Source organism: uncultured Dubosiella sp., assembly GCF_964018005.1.
GTDB classification, from domain to species: domain Bacteria; phylum Bacillota_I; class Bacilli_A; order Erysipelotrichales; family Erysipelotrichaceae; genus Dubosiella; species Dubosiella muris.
In genome coordinates this window covers 264,379-280,519 of record NZ_CAXHOA010000001.1, presented here as the reverse complement: position 1 = coordinate 280,519, position 16,141 = coordinate 264,379, and the positions used below count along the sequence as shown (strand labels likewise).

The following is a 16,141-nucleotide window of genomic DNA, read 5'->3' as shown; positions in this document are numbered from 1 at the left end:
AGATTGTTATAATGGAAGCGATTATCAGGAGAACATTATGATTGAATTTTTTAAAAGATTGAATCGAAACAAAGTCTTTCGATTGATCTTGTCCTTGGCGATGGTGTGCGTGAGCGCCTTTCTTCAAGTGTACATCATCAATGTGTTTATGGACCCATGCAATCTCATTTCCGGCGGCTTCACGGGAATCGCGCTGTTTATGCACAAGGCGTTCGCTTTGTTCCACGTCGATTTCACGACGTCGGCCGGGATTTTGCTGCTCAACATTCCAGCCGCGCTTTTATGCGCCAAAGCCATTTCGAAACGGTTTGTCCTTTTGAGCACGATCCAGTTTTCGCTCGTGTCGCTGCTGCTGACATTTTGCCAGTTCGAACCGCTCTTCACCGACCAGGTGCTCAACATCTTGTTTGGCGGTGTGCTCTGGGGCTTTTCCATTTCTCTGGCGCTCAAAGCGGGAGGTTCGACAGGCGGAACGGATTTTATCGCGCAATACGTTTCGAACAAGATCCATAAAGGCATTTGGGACTATGTATTTTATTTCAACTGCTTTATGTATGTGTGCTACGGATTCGTATTCGGGTGGAAGGAAGCCGGCTATTCGATCATCTTCCAGTTTTTGTCCACGAAGACGATTTCCAGTTTGTATCAGCGCTACGAGCAAATCACGATCGAGTTCACGACCGCCAAACCCCAGCTTGTGATCGACTCGTTTATGAGCTGCTGCCGGCATGGCATGAGCATTATCGAAGCCCACGGCGCGTACTCCAACAAAAAGTTTTACATCTGCAAAACGGTTGTCAGCTCGTACCAGGCCAGGGAAGTCATCGACCAGGTGCGCAAGGCGGATCCCAAAGTCATCGTCAACACGTACAAAACGGCGAACTTTTACGGCAACTTTTACCAGCAGCCCATTGAATAGCGCAAAAAAAGACGATATCGAGCGATACCGTCAAGCGAACAAGTGAAACGCGACGCCGCACACGACGGCGACGATCCACAACAGGAAGGCGATCTTGGCGATCGTCTTTTTGTTTTCGCCATATTGAAACAAAACGAGAAAGCCCAGACCGGCGTTCGTAATCAATCCAGCCAGCAACGAGCCAAACGACAGCTGGCCAAGCGCGAACAGCTGACAAAGGATAACGGTCGCCGCACAATTCGGAATGAAACCAAAGAAGGCGGCCAGCACCGGCTGGAAAAGAGAACCCGTCAGCAGGAATTTAGACAAGGTCGCCTCGCCGATCCATCCGATAAGCAAATTGAACGCGATTGTCGTCAAAAAGACAAAGGCGAAAATCTTGATCGTCCGGATCAAGGCGCTTAGCGCCATCGGGTACTCCGGATAGCAGCAAGGGCAGGCGCTCGCGTTGTTTTCATCCTCCTCGAACACTTCCACGTCCTCCTCTTCCGGAAGATCTTCGAAACGCAAAATCTTCTGGTGCCGGAACAAAACGTGGTCGACGAAAAATCCAACCGCCACCGCGAGGATGAATTTGCATAGGAGCAAAAAAATCAAAGTCGAAAACAAGGCGGGCTCGGCGAGAAGAATCGGCACCGCCTCGTCGCTTGTCGCGATAAACACCGCCAGCAGCGTGCCGATCGTGATGTTTCCTTGCACAAAGAGCATCGCGCCCAAAATGCTGAACCCGCATTGCGGGATGAGCCCGATCAGCGCGCCAACGAGCGGCCCGTACTTTTGCAGCGCGAAAAACAGCTTATCGTCTTTCGAGTCCTTTCGTTCAAAGTATTCAATCACCAAATACGCGATGTACAACAGCGGCAGCATGAGCCACGTGTCGTGCCCCGCATCCAGGATGCAGTCGATGAAAAAATCCAAAAAATCCCTCCAATTCTAGTTTCATTGTATTCATTCCGCGAAATATTGCACGCTAGATACAAAAAAAGCGCCACGCGCTTTTCGTTTACCGGATAATGCCGGACTCGTCGTTGATTTCAATGTTTTTTCGCTCCAGATTGATTTGCGCCAAATCTTTTAAGCTGGCGTAAATAAGCGCGAACACCGGAACGCCAAGGAACATTCCCAAAATGCTACCCAGCGCGCCGCCCACCGTCACGCTAAACAAAATCCAGAAACCCGAGATCCCGAGCTTGTCGCCAAGGATAACCGGTTTGAGCACATTGCCGTCGATTTGCTGTAAAACCAAAATGAAGATCGCAAAGATCAGCGAAAACCACGGATTGATGAGCAGCAAAATGATAATGACCGGAATGGCGCCTAGAAACGGACCGAAAATCGGGATGACGTTGGTGACGCCCACGATAAATCCAATCATCGGCGCGTAGGGGATCTTGAAAATCAGCATCCCGAAATAGCAAATCACGCCCACGATCAGGGAATCCAGCAAGTTGCCGACGATGTATTGTTCAAACACTTCCTTGGCGTCGTGCGAGAACAAAGTCAAATAGTTGGCGATCTCTTTGGAAAAAATCGAATAGTTCAGCTTTTTGATTCCGCGAATCAAAGATTCCTTGTCCAGCAAAATGTAAAACGCCGCCGCGATCGCGATGATGAAGTTGGCGATCTCCTTGACAAACCCCACCGAATAATCCGCGATTTTTGGCAAGTACGAGCGCAACGCCTCGGTAATCGAAGGCAGCAGATCCAGATCCGCGAACCACTTCGAAATCATATCCGAGGAAATGTTGAACGTTTTGGCGATGTAGTCCATGTACTCATACAGCGTGTTGGAGTATTCCTGGACATTGGTCGTGAACGTCTTGATCGAGTCGATCAACGAAGGAACGACCATGCCGACAATCAAAATGAGCAATCCAATCGCGATGATGAAAATCACAAGCTCGGAAAGAATCCGCTTGGATGGCCCGTTCAGCTTTGTGCGCCCCAGCACTTTTTCCTCAAAGGTCATGACGGGCTGATTTAAAATGAACGCGATCGCGAAACCAAGCAGGAACGGAAACAATATACTGGTGATCCGGCCAGCAATACCCATCACTTCATCGAACCGGTTGATTAATGTATAGGCAAGAATGGCGAGGATCAAAGATGAGGAATAGACGATGATTCGCTTCCGCATCTCTTTTGAAATTTCAATATGCATCGAGCACCTCCTCTGCATTGTGTTTATTCTATCATCTTGTTTTCGATTGGAAAACCCAATTTAAACGGACATTTTCGGAAAACGGCGTATAATGGAACCATGAACAAATTTTATCAAGGAACCATTTCCTGCAAGGCGATTTTAGAGGCAGGAAAGCGGAAAGCGGGACCCTTGTACGTGGATCCCAACAAGCGAACAAAAGACTTCTCGTACATTATTCATTTAGCGAAAAAAGCCGGCGTGGCCGTGCTTCAGACGCCCCGGGAAAAACTCGACGAGCTAACCGGATCCAAAACCCATGGCGGCATGGCGCTGGAAGCCGAGGATCTCGTGATTCCAAGCATTGAAACGATTGGGAAAAAAAGCGGCGCGGTTTTTTACATCGAAGGGCTGGAGGACCCTTACAACCTGGGCAGCGTGTGCCGCACGATTTACGCGGCGGGCGCCAATTTGCTCATTTTGCCGCCCCGGGACTGGTCCAACGCGTATGACACGATCTTAAAAGCGAGCGCGGGCGCGTTCGAAAAACTGGACATCGCGTACGCCAGCGAGGAACAATGCGTCGACTATTTGCGAAAGCACCATATTCCGCTTCTTTGCGCGCATCGCAAAGACGCCGTCCCGCTGGCGACATATGACTTTCCTTCGACTTGCTGCATCGCGATTGGCGGCGCCATGCGCGGTCTTTCGAAAAAGATTCTCAAACACGCCGATGAAAACATCTATATTCAATATGGCCGCGACTACCGCAACGCCCTCGATACCGCCAGCTCGGCCGCGGTTTTCGCCTTCACCAAACGGAACAAGGAGATCGAACATGAACATCAATCAAGATAAACTCGTCAAAATCGCGCTCAACGCGAAAGTCGACCATCCGCGGGTATCCGGTTTTTATGTCGGCTACGACGGCAAGGGCCGAATGCCGATCGGGACCGGCGGCGTGGTGTATTCGCACGCCATCGGGGATTCGTGTATGAACATCGCGGGCGACCATATCGAGCCTGGCGTTTCCATGGCCAACGCCGGCCCCAAGGAAAACCACGCTTTGGAAACGTTCTCGTGCGTCGGCAACGAAGTAAAGATTTTAAACGGCGAGCAAAAAGGGAAGACAGGCTACGTCAGCGGAACGCATGGCGGCGTCGACCACACGATGGCTTGTTTTCCGCCGGACGTCATTGAAAACATGGATGGGACGGAAACGTTTTTAATCAAGGCGTATGGGCAGGGGCTCAAACTGCTTGACCATCCCGACGTGCATATGATGAACCTTGATCCCGACTTGCTGGCCGCCATGCCGGTGCGTGAAGAAAACGGCGCCTTGTCGTGGCCGGTCGTCACGATCGTGCCGGCGCATTTGATGGGGAGCGGACTTGGCAGCCAGACGATGATGGAAGGCGACTACGACATCATGACCCAGGACGAGGCGGCCAACAAGCAGTACGGCATCGACAAGCTGCGCTTTGGCGACTTTGTCGCGATCCAGGACCACGATTGCACCTATGGGCCGCACTACTTGCGCGGCGCGATGTCGATTGGCGTCATCGTCCATTCCGACTCGTTTACCAGCGGACATGGTCCGGGCGTTTGCGTCGTGGCCACCACGAAAAAAGAAGGCCAGATCGTTCCGCGCGTCGAGGCGGACGCCAATTTGAAAACGTACATGGAAGGAATCGAACGTCTATGAATCTTGAAACGCAAAGACTGATTTTGCGCCCGTGGCGAACGGAAGACGCCCCTTCCTTGTACCGGTACGCCAGCGATGCGCGCGTTGGCCCTTGCGCGGGCTGGCCACCGCACACAAGCGTGGAAAACAGCCGGCAAATCATTGAAACGATTCTTTCGGCGCCCGGCACGTACGCTATCGTCTTAAAGGAAACGAACGAGCCGGTTGGCAGCGCGGGCTTGATGATTGGCGAGGCTTCCCGTTTGACGCGCTCCAGCCAGGAAGCGGAAATCGGATACTGGATCGGAGTTCCGTACTGGGGGCAGGGACTGGTGCCCGAGGCGGTCGCGGCGCTGATCCGGTACGCGAAAGAAGACCTTCATTTGTCCACGTTGTGGTGCGGATATTTCGACGGCAACGAAAAATCGAGACGGGTGCAGGAAAAGTGCGGCTTCGTTTACGATCATTCCCGAACCGGCATGACGTGTCAAATTGAGGGAATGCGGCTGACGGAACACATTTCAAAAATGTCGCTGGAAAATTCCGGCGCGGTCATTTCAGAAAACTAGGCGGCTTGGACCGCCTTTTTGTTTTCGCGCCATTTGTTTGCACACCTCGGCGATCTCGGTATACAATAATCGTATGCCATTCTACAACGTGTGGATCGAGCATGTCGCGCTCGATCTCAATCAAACTTTCACTTACCGTCACGACGCGGCGCTTGAACGGGGAATGCGCGTCAAAGTGCCGTTCAACCATCGCGAACTTGTGGCGATTGTCATGGAAGCGTGCGAGCAGCCCGACGATCCTTCCCGCATCAAAGACGTGATCGAAGTGCTGGACGAACAGCCGCTACTCAACGAGGAGCTCTTTGGCTTGGCGGCCTACATGGCCGATACGTACGTTTCGAGCATGATGAGCTGTTTCAAAGCGATGCTGCCACCCGCTTTGCGCCCCGCCACCCGCCGCGCCAGTGTGGTGTACGAGGACTGGTTTGTCGCCGGCGATTCCACGCAGCCTTTGACAAAAAAAGGACAGGAAACGTGGGAGCGGCTCAAAGATGCGCTGCCAATGAAGGCTAGCGCGTTTCGAAAACTGGCCAAGTCGCATGCCCGCTCGTTTTTGGAGCGCGGGTATTTGCGCGTCGAGAAGCGGCGCAAGGAAAGCGCGCTGGATTTGCCGGAAAAGGAAGACCAGACGTTCGCCTTGACGGACGAGCAGCGCGATGCCATCGCCCAAATCAGCGCGTCCAGCCACGACGTGTTTTTGCTGCATGGCGTCACGGGTTCGGGAAAGACGGAAGTGTTTTTGCGGCTGGCCGAGCAAGCGCTTTCCGAAAACAGGCAAGTGCTCTTTCTCGTGCCGGAAATCGGCTTGACGCCGATGATGATCGCCCGCGTCCGTTCGCGGTTTCGTCAAAACATCGCCATTTACCATTCGCAAATGAGCGCCAGCGAGAAATACGACCAGTACGAGAAAGTGCGAACCGGCGAAGTGCAAATCGTCGTCGGCACCCGTTCCGCGTGTTTTATGCCGTTTTCCAATCTTGGATTGATTTTAATGGACGAGGAGCACGACACGTCCTACAAGCAGGACATGATGCCCAAATACCACACCCGCGACCTCGTGCTGTGGCGTGGCGCGTATCATCACTGCAAAGTCGTTCTCGCCAGCGCGACGCCTTCGCTTGAATCGTACGCCAGAGCGTATCGGGGCGTGTTCGAGCTGGTCGAGCTCAAACAGCGAATCGCCAGAACGATGCCGGCGATTCGAATGATCGACTTGCGGCAGGAACCGGTCGTTCAGGGGTTTTCGCAAAGCCTGCTGGACGCGATCGCCAGACGGCTCGAAAAAAAGGAGCAGGTGATTTTGCTGCTGAACCGGCGCGGCTATTTGCCCGTCGTCAAATGCCAGGCCTGCAACGAAGTCATCACGTGTCCGGATTGCGGGATCGCGTTGTCGTACCATCGCTCCAACGACTCGCTCATGTGCCATTGCTGCGGAACGGTGTACGCTTTCGACCACACGTGCCCGCATTGCGGATCAAAGCATTTTTTCAATCACGGCATGGGAACCGAAAAGCTCGAGCAGCGCATCCAGTCGCTTTTTCCGCAAGCTCGCATCGTTCGCATGGACGCGGACAGCACGCGGAAAAAAAACGCCCACGCCCGGCTGCTCGAACAATTTGAAAACGAAGGCGATATTTTGATTGGCACGCAAATGGTCGCCAAAGGGCTGGATTTTCCGAATGTGACGCTTGTCGGGATTTTGCAAGCCGACGCCGGACTCGTTCGCTCGGATTACCGGGCAAGCGAAATCGCGTATGAGATGCTGGAACAGGCGTCCGGACGCGCCGGGCGCGCCGAAAAGGAAGGCGAGGTGCTGATCCAGACGTTCGATCAGGACCATTACGTCATGAAAAGCGTGCAAAACCACGACTACAAGTCGTTTTTCGTCCGTGAAATGCAGTATCGGCATTTGGGCAGCTATCCGCCTTATGTGTATATGGCCACGATCGTTTTCTCGCATGACGATTTAGAAAAAGCGGAGCGCGTCGCCAGGCAGGCGAAAGAAAGACTGGACGGCGTGCGGGTGCTTGGGCCGATTGAAATCTCGATGCGCATGAAGAAAAAGCGCGTGCGGCTGCTGGTAAAAGACAAAAGTCAGCCGCATTTGGAAACGGTGATGTGGGATCTGGTCCATCATTTCGACCGGTCCAATGTGAAAATGGAAATCAATATGCATCCATTGATGCTGGAGGAATAAACCATGGTAAGAAACTGGATTTTGGAGGCGTTGTGCGCGGTCGTCGCGGATGGCGCCTACAGCAACTTGTATTTAAAAAAACACTTGCGCGAAGTCGACGAGAAAGACCGGGCGCTGGCGACGACGATTTTTTACGGCACGCTGCGCAACTACACGTATTGCCAGCGGATGTGGAGCCAGTACTCTAACGGGAACAAAGTCCACAAAAAGATCCGCGTTTTGCTGACGATGTCCGTATACCAGCTCCTCTTTTTGGAAAAGGTGCCGGCGTATGCCGTCATCAGCGAAGCCGTTTCCCTTGCGAAAATGATTCGTCCGCAAGCGGCGGGTTTTGTGAACGCCATCTTGCGCAAGGTGGACCGGGAGCGGAAAATCGAGTTCCGGGACGATGTCGACGAGATCGCGACAACGTATTCGATCGCGCCCTGGCTTGTTAAAATGTGGATCGCCCAGTACGGGGCGGATCGGGCGCTCGCTTTCGCGAAGGCGAGCCTGGATACCCAGTCTTTGTCGGTGCGCCGCAACGTTATGAAAGACAAGCCGGAGGTTGACCGGCTTCAGGAGTTGCGCGATCCGATTTACCAGTATACCGGCAACACGCTGGAAGCCGATCCTTTGTATCGCGAAGGTGTCGTGTCGCCGCAGGATCTGGGGGCGTATGAAATCGTCCGCGTTCTCGATCCAAAACCCGAAGAGATGATTTTGGATGTGTGTGCCGCGCCGGGAACAAAAACGATGGCGATCGCCGAGACGATGCGTGACCGGGGACACGTCGTGGCGCTTGACTTGCATCCGCACCGGGTGGCGCTCATCCAAAACGACATTCGCCGACTCCATTTAAAAAACGTGGAGGCGCGCTGTCAGGACGCGACGGATTTAAGCGGTTTGGGGCTATATGACCGGGTGTTGTGCGACGTGCCCTGCACCGGCTATGGAACGCTGTCGAGAAAGCCGGACATCAAGCTGCATTTGGATCCAGCCACGATGGACACGCTCATTCCTGTGCAGGCGGCGATTTTGGAGCAGGCGGCCGCTCATGTGAAACCGGGCGGGGTGCTCGTGTATTCGACTTGTACGCTCAATCAAAAGGAAAACGAGAAGCAGGTGGCGAAGTTTTTAAAATCCCATCCCGCGTTTAGCCTGGATATGGAAAAAACGATCGAGCCATCGAAAACGACCAATGGATTTTACGTCGCGAAGCTGAAAAAATCAGCGGACGACGTGCTATAATAACACTTTGGAACACGAAAGGAAGAAAAAATATGAAAAGTATTTACGACCTGAATTACGAGGAAATGGGGGAATTCGCGCAGTCTTGCGGATGGAAATCCTTTCGAGGACACCAGATTTTTCAATGGCTGTACCGGCAGCGGGCGACATCGTTTGACGAGATGAGCAACTTGTCAAAAGACACAAGGGAGCTACTGGCCAAAGAGTTTATCATCGACCCGCTGACTTTGGTGCGCAAGCAGGTGGCGGCGGATGGAACGACGAAATTTTTGTTTCAGACGCAGGACGGCGCGCTGCTCGAAAGCGTCCTCATGCATTTTGACTATGGCAAAAGCATTTGCGTTTCCAGCCAAGTCGGATGCAATATGGGGTGCGCGTTTTGCGCCAGCGGGCTGACCAAAAAGAAACGGAACTTGACAAGCGGCGAAATGGTCGCGCAGTTCATGAACGTCCAGCGGGAACTGGACAAGACAGGGGACCGGCTTTCGCACATCGTCGTGATGGGAACCGGCGAGCCATTTGACAATTATGACAACGTGATGAATTTTTTGGCGACGCTCAACCACGACCGCGGCATCGGGATCGGCGCCAGACACATCACGATTTCGACGTGCGGCGTCGTGCCGAAGATTCGCGCGTTTGCCGACGCCCACACGCAATACAATTTAGCGATTTCGCTACACGCGCCCAACAACGCGTTGCGGGATCAGCTCATGCCAATCAACCACGCGTATCCGCTCGAGGAGCTGATGGACGCGTTGCGCGAGTATGGCGCCAAAAACAACCGGCGGCTCACTTTCGAGTACATTTTGCTCAAAGGCGTCAACGATTCGAAAACGCATGCGCGCCAGCTGGCCAAGCTGCTGAAAGGGTTCAACGCCTATGTCAACCTGATTCCGTACAATAGCGTGGACGAGAAGACGTTTCAAAGCGTGACGCGCGAGGAGGCGATGGTCTTTTACGACGCGTTGATGAAAGAAGGCGTCCGGTGCACGATTCGCAAGGAGCATGGCAACGACATTGACGCCGCGTGCGGCCAGCTGCGAATCAAGGAAATCAAGGCCCGTCAGGAAAAAGCCGAGTCGGATTTGGACGCGTGAGCCAAAACAGAAAGGGGAAGGACATGAACAAGGGGTCAAGGAAACGAACAAAACAAGTGGAAACGGGAAGGAGGAAGCGATGAAAGTTTGCGGGAATACAGATATTGGAAAGACAAGAAGCACCAACGAGGATGACTACTGCATCGCCCGCAACGACAACGGGGACTGGCTGGCGCTTGTGTGCGATGGCATTGGCGGCAGCGCGGCGGGCGAGGTCGCGAGCAATATCGCCACGACGTGTCTGTACAATGAATTTATGAAGTCGCCGGTTTTGAAAAAAGACTATCAAGTCGAGCGCTGGATCCGGGAAATGCTGAACAAAGCCAACGACCAGATTTTCGCGCGCTCGATGCGCAACAAAACCCAGCGGGGGATGGGAACGACGTGCGTGGGCGCCCTCATTACCCGCTTCGCGACTTATATATTTAATGTGGGCGATTCCCGGTTGTACGCCGACTACGCGGATGGCTTCATCCAAATGAGCGAGGATCATTCGGTCATCGCCCAGCTTATGCGGGAAGGCAAGCTGTCCCAGGAGGAGGCCAAGTCGCACGCGCAGCGAAACACTTTGACTTCGGCGCTGGGTGTGTGGCGCGTCTACCGGATGGACTTGCACAAAATCGACTCCGACTACCGGCACTTGCTGTTGTGCAGCGACGGACTGCACGGCTATGTGAGCGAAAGCGCGATTTGCGACATTGTCAACGACTTGCGGCTGTCGCTGTCTGAAAAGGTCAATCTTCTCATCAGCAAGGCGAACCAGGCCGGCGGCATGGACAACTGCACGATCGTGCTGCTGGAAAAAGAGGCAGGTGACCGGCCATGATCGACATCGTAGCGAAACGATACAAAATCAAGGCGGTCATCGGCCAGGGAGGCATGGCGGATGTGTATTTGGCGTTCGACCAGATCCTGAACCGGGAAGTCGCCATCAAAGTGCTGCGGGACAAGCTGGCCGAGGATCCGGTCACGCTGGTGCGGTTCCAGCGGGAAGCGAGCGCGGCTTCCAAGCTTTCCCATCCAAACGTCGTCGACATTTACGATGTCGGGGAGTCGGAAGGCTGCCATTATATCGTCATGGAATACGTGCGTGGCCGAACGCTAAAACAACTCATTTCCCAACGCGGGGCGCTGGACTACCACGAGGCGATTGGCATCATGCATCAGCTGACGAGCGCGATCGTCACGGCCCACGCCCACCACATCATTCATCGCGACATCAAACCGCAAAACGTGCTGGTCAAAGACGACGGCACCGTCAAGATCACGGATTTTGGGATCGCGATCGCCAACGACGCGGTACAGCTGACTTACTACAACACCGTCATGGGCTCGGCGCATTATTTGGCGCCGGAAACCGCGCAAGGCAAGGAGCCAAACGGGCAAATCGACATTTACTCGCTGGGCATCGTCTTTTACGAGCTGCTGACTGGCGACGTGCCGTTTCGAGGGAGTACGCCGACGGAAATCGCAATCAAGCATTTGCGCGAGCCGATGCCGTATCCGCGGCTGTTCAACCCTTCCATCCCGCAGTCGGTGGAGAATATCGTCCTCAAGGCGACGGCCAAAGACGTGGAGGAGCGGTACGAGCGCGCCGACGAGATGCTGTACGATTTAGAGCATTGTTTGGAAACGGCGTATCGCAATATGCCGCGGCTCGTGCTCAAACATCCGACGATGGACATTATCGAAGTCGAGGACGGGCATGTGAAAGTGCAAAAAAAAGCCGCCCGCAAACCGGAGGTTCGCAAAAAGAAGCGGCATGAATGGATCACGGTGGGCATGTGGACGGCCGGGCTGGCGATCGTGTGCGTTTTGGCGGTCGCCATCGGCACGGTGACAGGCGCCATCCGGTTTAGCGGCTTTTTAGGCTATGAAACGATGCCGGAAATCGTCGGCATGACCGAGCAGGAAGCGCGCGACGCTTTGACGCAGGCGCATTTCTCGCTGGAAAACGTACGTTTTGAAAACGCGTTGAGCGACACGGTCGAACAAGGCCGCGTCATTCGCGCCAGCGAGAAAGAAGGATCCGTCATTTTGAGCGACTCGCCGATCGACGTGGTCGTGTCCAAAGGGCTTGGCTTTCTTGTGCAGGACTACACCGGTCTTGAGCTGGCGAGCGTCCAGCAGGAACTGGCGGCGCAAAACGTGCATCTCGATGTGCAAATCGAGTATCAGGGAGAACCCAACACCAATCCCGGCGTCATTTTGAAGCAGTCGCTGCTCGAACCGGGAGACCGCATCGACCCGGACGCCAATGTGCCGATTCATTTTGTCGTTTCCCAATATCCGACAATCACGATTCCGTCCACGCTCATTGGCATGAACGTGGAAGAGGCGAAAGACTATTTGAACTCGCAAGGCATCGCGGTTCTGACGCGCAAGGTGAGTGGCTCAACGCTCAACAAGGTGACCTCCACCTCGCCGCCGGCTGGCAGCGAATACACACAGGAAGGAACGGACAGTGTCGTCACACTGTATTATTGACCATGAAACAAGGAACCATCACAAAAATCATTTCCAATCACTACACGATTGAAAACGAGCAGGAAATCGTCGTCGCGATTCCGCGCGGAAAAATGCGGCGGCAAACCGCGCCGGTCGTCGGCGACTGCGTCGAGTACGAGCAAGTGCAGGATTCGTATCGCATTGTCAAAGTGCGTCCGCGAAAAAACAGATTGTTGCGTCCGGTCATCGCCAACGTCGACCAGGCGCTGATCGTCACGAGCTGCAAGGATCCGGATTTCTCGATCCACTTGCTGAACCGGCTTCTTATTCTCGTGTCGCTTTCCGACGTGGAACCCGTCATTTGCCTGACGAAATGGGATCTCGCCTCGCCAGCGGAACGCGACCAGATCGAGGCGCAGCTCGACGCGCTGCAAGCGTGCGGATACGACGTGCTGAAAACGTATCCCGGCAGCGACGACACCCGGTTGCGCGAAGCGCTGGCCGGCAAGGAAAGCGTGCTGTGCGGCCAGTCGGGGGCGGGCAAGAGCTCGCTGCTCAACCGGCTCGATCCAGGTTTCCAGCTTCAGACGCAGGAAATTTCCAAGGCGCTTGGCCGCGGCAAACATACGACGCGGTTTTGCCAGCTGCATGCGGTGGCCAACGGCTGGGTGGCGGATACGCCAGGTTTTTCCAGTCTGGATTTTACGCTGCTGGATAAAACGAATCTGGATCGCAAGATCAAGGCGTTCGCTCCGTATGTGGGCGCGTGCCGATTTTCGGACTGCCGCCATCTCAATGAGCCGGACTGCGCTCTAAAACAGGCGGTCGAGGAAGGAAAGGTGCCTTTGGCATTGTATGAAGACTATAAGGCGATCGTGGAAGCGACGCCGCGAAAGGAGACTTATAAATGAAACAGCATCATTTGATTATCGCGCCTTCGATTTTATCGCTGGACTATTCGGATGTCGACCACCAGCTAGATTTGTTGAAACGCTCGCGCGCCGAATGGCTTCATTTTGATGTGATGGATGGACATTTTGTTCCGAATCTGACGTTTGGTCCGGATATTTTGCGTGGATTCAAAAAGGCGTGCCCTCTGTTTATGGACGTTCATCTTATGGTGGAGGACCCGGTTTTTTTCGCGCAAGTCTTTATGGAAAACGGCGCCGACTTGATTACGTTTCATACCGAGGCGCTTGACAACGATCCGGCACGGATCCGGGCGCTGTTGCGCGAGATCCACAGCCATGGCGTCCAAGCGGGCATCACGGTGAAACCCGGAACGCCGATCGAACCGTTTGCCGGCATTCTGCCGGATTTGGATTTGGTTCTGATCATGAGTGTCGAACCGGGATTTGGCGGCCAGTCGTTTATGGAAGACCAGCTGGAAAAAGTGAAATGGCTGCACCGGCAGCGAATGGAAAAAGACTTGCCGTTCCGGATCGAAATCGACGGAGGCATCAACGACAAAACGTACAAGAAGGCGGTCGCCGCGGGCTGCGACGTCTTGGTAGCCGGCAGTTACGTGTTTAAAAACGACGTCATTTCCTCGATTGCCGGCATGCTGGAATGAAGACGGCTATCTTAGCGACGCCAAGGGCGACGGATATTCCGGTCGTGACGGGCGCGACGTACATTGGTGTCGACGCCGGGGCGCTGCGGCTTCAGGAAGCGGGCATTGCGCCGGCTTTCGCGGTCGGGGACTTTGACTCGATGAGTCCGGACGCGTTGGAACAAATGAAAAAAACGGTTCCGATTGAGCGCCATCCGGTCATGAAAGACGAGTCGGACGCGGAGCTGGCGGTCGCGATCGCCAAGGAGAAAGGGTTCGATCGCATCGTTTTGGCGGGCGCCTTTGGCGGACGTGTCGACCACACGATCGCGAATTTGCGGCTGCTCGCGTACCGGGCGCGTAATCTGGTGCTGTACGATCAAGGGCAGGTGGCGTTTTGTTTGGAGGCGGGCGTCCACCGGCTGCCGGCTCGCTTTCGAAACGTTTCATTTTTCGCTTTGGAGCCAAGCGTGATCACTTTGGAAGGGTTTTTGTATCCGCTGGATTCGCGCGCGATCGACGTGGCGGACATTTACACGTTGTCTAACTCGATTGTGGCAAAGGAAGGGATCGTGACGATTGCTTCCGGGGCTGTGCTGTGCGTGATGACGGACCGCTAAGGAGAATCGGGAATGAAAGATTTGCTTGTTCGCGTCGCCATTGGCGGGATGCTGATGGTGTGCGGTCTTATTTGCGTGGCGATGCCGGCGCAAGTATACTCGTTCATATTGGATTTGACGGTCGTGTATTGCTTGTTGAACTGCGTGTATTTGGCGTATATGTACTCAAAGGAAAAGAAAAAGGCGGATTTGCTGTTTTCCGTCCTGTCTTTTTTCTTTGTGATCGTGCTGAAAGAGTATACCCATTTTCCGGAATGGATCATCCGGGTGACGTTTGGCGCGTATTGTCTTGTGTGCGCTTTGGCGATGCTGGTCCAGTACGTGCTTCATGTCATCAACCACATTCCGGGGAAAATAGGCTTTTTGTTTTTGACGCTTTTGTACGCGTTGCTTGGCGGGTTTTTGCTGTTCAATCCAGAGTTTGAAACCGGTTTGCTGATGCGGTTTTTCGGCTTGTATTTTGTGGTGCTTGGCATCCAGTATTTACATGACGCCTGGGAAAGCGTGCAGCCGGAAGTCCGGTATCGCTGGAAACGGCATATTCGCATTATGCTGCCGCCAGTTTTGTGTGTGTTCTTTCCGGATTGGGCGATTCGCTCGGTGAACAAGTATTTGTCGGAAGGAAAGACGCCGGAACTGTATGACCGGAAAATGGACGAGTCGACGCCGTTAAAAGTCATGGTGCACGTTGGACCGGAGGGGTTCCAGAAAGTCGGCCACATTTGTTTCGCGTACAAGGATGTCGTCTATAGCTATGGAAACTACGACGTGACGTCGTTTCGGTTCAACCAGACGATTGGCGACGGGGCGTTTTTTAACGTGCCGCTTGAGAAGTACATTCCCAACGCGATGCGCGCGGAAAAAAACTCCATCTTTGAATACGGGATCCATCTGGAGGAAGAGCAGATCGAGGAAGTGGAGCGGCAGCTTGACTTGCTGGAGCGCCGGGCGTATCGCTGGTACACGAAAATCGAGCAGGAAGACGGCTACGACAATTTCGCGGCGTACCGGCACGACTATCCTTCCCGGCTTCATTACCGGACGGGAGCGAAGTTTTACAAGCTGAAAAAAGGGAAGTTCAAAACGTATTGGGTTTTGGGTGACAACTGCGCCGCTTTTATCGACATTATTCTCGGGCAGCTTGGCAGCGACGTGTTGAGCGTGCGGGGCATCATCACGCCGGGAACGTATTATGATTTTTTGGAAACGGAATACGGAAAGCGGGGAAGTCCAATCGTCTATCGGACGATTCATCCATGGAACGATCAGCTCGCGCACGATTATCGGGAAAAAAGCCGGAAATTCTTCGCTTGAGATTTCCGGCTTTTTGTGGCGCAAAAGAAAAAAGAGGGAAAATCCCTCTTCTCTTTCCAGTAAAGATTAAATAGCGCTTTGCTTTTTCAATGTTCTCAAGGCACGAGCACTTACGCGAACTTTTTTCGGTTTGCCGTCTACCATGATTGTCGCCTTCTGAAGGTTAACATTCCATTTACGACGAGTCGCGTGCATAGAGTGAGAACGTTTGTTTCCAGATAAAGGACCTCTACCAGATACTGCACATCTTCTTGACATCTTGCTGTCCCCCTTTACTTCCATTTGCACAATTGCTTAGATATAATAGCATTCTGCCTACTGTTTTTCAAGTGTTTATTCATCAGTTTTACTTTATTTTTCACAAATTG

At 53.6% G+C, this 16,141-nt stretch carries 16 protein-coding genes; 13 read left to right on the top strand and 3 right to left on the bottom strand.

The annotated features are described in order from the left end of the window. Positions 1-37 precede the first annotated feature (37 nt). Positions 38-919 (top strand): YitT family protein, encoded by an 882-nt coding sequence (locus ABNS49_RS01390; RefSeq protein ID WP_135979320.1) that lies wholly within the window; start codon positions 38-40, stop codon positions 917-919. Between the two features lie 30 nt (positions 920-949). Here the strand turns inward: ABNS49_RS01390 and ABNS49_RS01385 are convergent, their stop codons facing one another. Further along, the gene (locus tag ABNS49_RS01385) at positions 950-1,837 is read right to left on the bottom strand and encodes a putative manganese transporter (RefSeq protein ID WP_277820730.1); all 888 of its coding nucleotides are present in this window, start codon (positions 1,835-1,837) and stop codon (positions 950-952) included. Positions 1,838-1,922: 85 nt separating this feature from the next. Further along, the gene (locus ABNS49_RS01380) at positions 1,923-3,080 is read right to left on the bottom strand and encodes an AI-2E family transporter (protein WP_168353504.1); all 1,158 of its coding nucleotides are present in this window, start codon (positions 3,078-3,080) and stop codon (positions 1,923-1,925) included. A 99-nt stretch (positions 3,081-3,179) separates the two neighbouring features. Here ABNS49_RS01380 and ABNS49_RS01375 point away from each other — a divergent pair, with 99 nt between their 5' ends. The 12 genes from ABNS49_RS01375 to ABNS49_RS01320 all read left to right on the top strand — a co-directional run bounded on the left by ABNS49_RS01375 (position 3,180) and on the right by ABNS49_RS01320 (position 15,773). Next, positions 3,180-3,917, top strand: a complete 738-nt coding sequence (locus ABNS49_RS01375; protein WP_168353503.1) for an RNA methyltransferase — start codon at positions 3,180-3,182, stop codon at positions 3,915-3,917. Then, a complete protein-coding gene (locus ABNS49_RS01370) occupies positions 3,898-4,764 on the top strand; it encodes a DUF4438 domain-containing protein (RefSeq protein WP_135979317.1) in 867 nt (288 codons plus the stop codon). The genes ABNS49_RS01375 and ABNS49_RS01370 overlap by 20 nt, the downstream gene beginning before the upstream one ends. Continuing rightward, positions 4,761-5,312 (top strand): GNAT family N-acetyltransferase, encoded by a 552-nt coding sequence (locus ABNS49_RS01365; RefSeq protein WP_135979316.1) that lies wholly within the window; start codon positions 4,761-4,763, stop codon positions 5,310-5,312. Before ABNS49_RS01370 ends, ABNS49_RS01365 begins: the two co-directional genes overlap by 4 nt. Positions 5,313-5,385: 73 nt before the next feature. Next, positions 5,386-7,509 (top strand): primosomal protein N', encoded by a 2,124-nt coding sequence (gene priA / locus ABNS49_RS01360; RefSeq protein ID WP_135979315.1) that lies wholly within the window; start codon positions 5,386-5,388, stop codon positions 7,507-7,509. Positions 7,510-7,512: 3 nt separating this feature from the next. Then, positions 7,513-8,739, top strand: coding sequence for a 16S rRNA (cytosine(967)-C(5))-methyltransferase RsmB (rsmB, locus tag ABNS49_RS01355; RefSeq protein ID WP_135979314.1), 1,227 nt, complete (start codon positions 7,513-7,515; stop codon positions 8,737-8,739). A 32-nt stretch (positions 8,740-8,771) separates the two neighbouring features. Next, a complete protein-coding gene (gene rlmN / locus ABNS49_RS01350) occupies positions 8,772-9,839 on the top strand; it encodes a 23S rRNA (adenine(2503)-C(2))-methyltransferase RlmN (RefSeq protein ID WP_135979313.1) in 1,068 nt (355 codons plus the stop codon). After that, complete coding sequence (locus ABNS49_RS01345) at positions 9,748-10,665, top strand: Stp1/IreP family PP2C-type Ser/Thr phosphatase (RefSeq protein ID WP_277820729.1); 918 nt, start codon at positions 9,748-9,750, stop codon at positions 10,663-10,665. The genes rlmN and ABNS49_RS01345 overlap by 92 nt, the downstream gene beginning before the upstream one ends. Then, complete coding sequence (gene pknB / locus ABNS49_RS01340; protein WP_289197314.1) at positions 10,662-12,326, top strand: Stk1 family PASTA domain-containing Ser/Thr kinase; 1,665 nt, start codon at positions 10,662-10,664, stop codon at positions 12,324-12,326. The genes ABNS49_RS01345 and pknB overlap by 4 nt, the downstream gene beginning before the upstream one ends. Before the next feature lie 2 nt (positions 12,327-12,328). Beyond that, on the top strand, positions 12,329-13,198 hold the full coding sequence (rsgA, locus tag ABNS49_RS01335) for a ribosome small subunit-dependent GTPase A (protein ID WP_135979311.1): 870 nt from the start codon (positions 12,329-12,331) through the stop codon (positions 13,196-13,198). Further along, complete coding sequence (rpe, locus tag ABNS49_RS01330) at positions 13,195-13,860, top strand: ribulose-phosphate 3-epimerase (protein WP_135979310.1); 666 nt, start codon at positions 13,195-13,197, stop codon at positions 13,858-13,860. Before rsgA ends, rpe begins: the two co-directional genes overlap by 4 nt. After that, entirely contained in the window at positions 13,857-14,459 is a 603-nt protein-coding gene (locus ABNS49_RS01325) for a thiamine diphosphokinase (RefSeq protein WP_135979309.1), read from the top strand. The genes rpe and ABNS49_RS01325 overlap by 4 nt, the downstream gene beginning before the upstream one ends. Before the next feature lie 12 nt (positions 14,460-14,471). Further along, the gene (locus tag ABNS49_RS01320; protein WP_135979308.1) at positions 14,472-15,773 is read left to right on the top strand and encodes a DUF308 domain-containing protein; all 1,302 of its coding nucleotides are present in this window, start codon (positions 14,472-14,474) and stop codon (positions 15,771-15,773) included. 66 nt (positions 15,774-15,839) lie between these two features. Here the strand turns inward: ABNS49_RS01320 and rpmB are convergent, their stop codons facing one another. Beyond that, the gene (rpmB, locus tag ABNS49_RS01315) at positions 15,840-16,031 is read right to left on the bottom strand and encodes a 50S ribosomal protein L28 (protein WP_135979307.1); all 192 of its coding nucleotides are present in this window, start codon (positions 16,029-16,031) and stop codon (positions 15,840-15,842) included. Positions 16,032-16,141 lie beyond the last annotated feature (110 nt).

Coding starts and splice junctions, on each gene's coding strand:
- ABNS49_RS01390 (WP_135979320.1), top strand. CDS start 38: ATGATTGAATTTTTTAAAAGATTGAATCGAAACAAAGTCTTTCGATTG.
- ABNS49_RS01380 (WP_168353504.1), bottom strand. CDS start 3,080: ATGCATATTGAAATTTCAAAAGAGATGCGGAAGCGAATCATCGTCTAT.
- ABNS49_RS01375 (WP_168353503.1), top strand. CDS start 3,180: ATGAACAAATTTTATCAAGGAACCATTTCCTGCAAGGCGATTTTAGAG.
- ABNS49_RS01370 (WP_135979317.1), top strand. CDS start 3,898: ATGAACATCAATCAAGATAAACTCGTCAAAATCGCGCTCAACGCGAAA.
- ABNS49_RS01365 (WP_135979316.1), top strand. CDS start 4,761: ATGAATCTTGAAACGCAAAGACTGATTTTGCGCCCGTGGCGAACGGAA.
- priA (WP_135979315.1), top strand. CDS start 5,386: ATGCCATTCTACAACGTGTGGATCGAGCATGTCGCGCTCGATCTCAAT.
- rsmB (WP_135979314.1), top strand. CDS start 7,513: ATGGTAAGAAACTGGATTTTGGAGGCGTTGTGCGCGGTCGTCGCGGAT.
- rlmN (WP_135979313.1), top strand. CDS start 8,772: ATGAAAAGTATTTACGACCTGAATTACGAGGAAATGGGGGAATTCGCG.
- ABNS49_RS01345 (WP_277820729.1), top strand. CDS start 9,748: ATGGCAACGACATTGACGCCGCGTGCGGCCAGCTGCGAATCAAGGAAA.
- pknB (WP_289197314.1), top strand. CDS start 10,662: ATGATCGACATCGTAGCGAAACGATACAAAATCAAGGCGGTCATCGGC.
- rsgA (WP_135979311.1), top strand. CDS start 12,329: ATGAAACAAGGAACCATCACAAAAATCATTTCCAATCACTACACGATT.
- rpe (WP_135979310.1), top strand. CDS start 13,195: ATGAAACAGCATCATTTGATTATCGCGCCTTCGATTTTATCGCTGGAC.
- ABNS49_RS01325 (WP_135979309.1), top strand. CDS start 13,857: ATGAAGACGGCTATCTTAGCGACGCCAAGGGCGACGGATATTCCGGTC.
- ABNS49_RS01320 (WP_135979308.1), top strand. CDS start 14,472: ATGAAAGATTTGCTTGTTCGCGTCGCCATTGGCGGGATGCTGATGGTG.
- rpmB (WP_135979307.1), bottom strand. CDS start 16,031: ATGTCAAGAAGATGTGCAGTATCTGGTAGAGGTCCTTTATCTGGAAAC.